The sequence below is a fragment of the Cecembia lonarensis LW9 genome (genome assembly GCF_000298295.1).
Lineage (GTDB): Bacteria > Bacteroidota > Bacteroidia > Cytophagales > Cyclobacteriaceae > Cecembia > Cecembia lonarensis.
In genome coordinates, this window is sequence record NZ_AMGM01000205.1 from 1 (window position 1) to 1,108 (window position 1,108).

Sequence of the window (1,108 nt, forward strand, 5' to 3'; positions counted from 1 at the left end):
CTGCCGGATAAGCTGAGGGACCATGAACCAAATGTGCAGACTGCACATAGATTCAAACCCCATTATTGAGCGCCATCGGGTACTCCGAAGGAGCCTGCGGTAAATGCCTAGGCTAAAGCATCTGAGAGGAGTTTGCTGTTGGCGGGTAAATCAACGAAGTATTCAGACATGAAGGCCTCTAAAGTCCACGTTCCTTCCGGATGTGAAATTTTAGGTTTACACCAAATATAGGTAATTTTTGCCTTCAGGAGAGATCCGATTAGATATTCGTTAATCGCATCATAAGATTCCGATCCAATCACAATCACTTTTTTTGGCTCAAGAGTGAACATTAGACTAAACATGCCACTTCCGGCATATCCTGCGATTGTCGAGGCATTGTTAAACAAAGAAACTTGCTCTGATACCGAATAGTCTTCCGGATATATTATCTTAAAACCTTGGCTATTGAAGAAATCTTCAACTTCGTCTGAGTTCGAACAACCTCGACCGATTTCTGGTCTTCGACTAACGAATATTTTGTCATACTTAGTCATAGGACAATAAAGATTTCGCCCTATATCATTCCATACTTCCTTCAGATTCGGATGGACGAACTTTGGATTGCTGAACATTGGCGTCGCGCCAATCAATCTTTCCACCAAAGTAGGTTGATGGATTATTTCGACATCTTTTCGTTCGACTCCCGCTGCGGCTAATATTTCATATTGCCAGTTGTAAAGGTCGCCTTGTTTTCCATCAAAAGATATGAGCGCCTTTAGCTCTGGAAAGCGTACTTTCGCTAGCTTCCAACCCCATATTCGAGCTACTATCTCGCTCGTAAAGTGTCCAAAATGTCCAGGGACTTCACTGTCCAAGGCAAAATAAGTACCTTCTTTGCACACGGCAGTTGCACCCGGGTCTTCAGCGAACCACTGACCGGCCTCCAGTATCGTGCGACTACGTAGACGATGAGCCTTTATCTGTCGGAAACTATCTGGAAGAACGACACCGTCTTTCCAGTAGACCTGCCCCGGACCGCAAACGACAGAGTGATAGGATCTCAGACTTAATGACGGATATTCAATTTTACGAAGAAACCTTTTAGACAAAGACACATTATTGGTTA

1 protein-coding gene is annotated in these 1,108 nt (G+C 44.0%); it reads right to left on the reverse strand.

All coding sequences use genetic code 11. From position 1 onward, the window contains the following. Nucleotides 1–107 precede the first annotated feature (107 nt). On the reverse strand, nucleotides 108–1,108 hold a 1,001-nt coding region (locus B879_RS23790; protein WP_157231783.1), incomplete at its 5' end, for a glycosyltransferase 61 family protein.